The sequence below is a fragment of the Rhizobacter sp. P2_H2 genome (genome assembly GCF_056403375.1).
This window is the reverse complement of sequence record NZ_JBFUFP010001801.1, coordinates 1-583: the sequence shown is the minus strand read 5'-3', so window position 1 is coordinate 583 and position 583 is coordinate 1. Positions and strand designations below refer to the sequence as shown.

Annotated in this window: 1 protein-coding gene; it reads left to right on the top strand. The window is 76.2% G+C overall.

Translation table 11 applies throughout. The features are described from left to right. Positions 1 to 583 (top strand): KR domain-containing protein (locus tag AC1D15_RS36290; RefSeq protein ID WP_477829901.1); only part of this gene is annotated, 583 nt, incomplete at both ends.

Below are 583 nucleotides of genomic sequence, written 5' to 3'. Positions count from 1 at the left end.
CTGCCGATGCGGGCGACGCCGCCGCGCTGCAGCGCGTGCTGGACACCCTGGCGCGCGAGATGGCGCCGCTGCGCGGCGTCGTGCACGCGGCCGGCACGCTCGACGACGGCATCGCGCTGCGCCAGGACTGGCCGCGCTGTGCCGCCGTGCTGCACAACAAGGCGCAGGCGGCCCGGCACCTGCACGCGTTGACGCGCACGCTGCCGCTGGATTTCTTCGTGATGTATTCGGCCGCCGGCCTGCTGCTCGGTGCGCCGGGGCAGTGCGCCTATGCGGCGGCCAATGCCGAGCTCGATGCGCTGGCGCACCTGCGCCGCGCGCAGGGCCTGCCGGCGCTGAGCGTGGCCTGGGGCGTGTGGGGCCAGGGCGGCATGGCGACGCAGCTCGCCGCGGGCGGCCACGATCCGTGGCGCGAGCGCGGGCTGGCGCCGATCGATCCGGCGCACGGCCTCGAGCAGCTGGCGCAGCTGCTGCGCGAGGGCGCGGTGCATGCCGCGGTGCTGCCGATCGACTGGCAGCGCTTCATCGCGACGCTGCCGGCCGGCGTGGACCCGGCCTTCTTCGACGACGTGGTGCCGCGTGC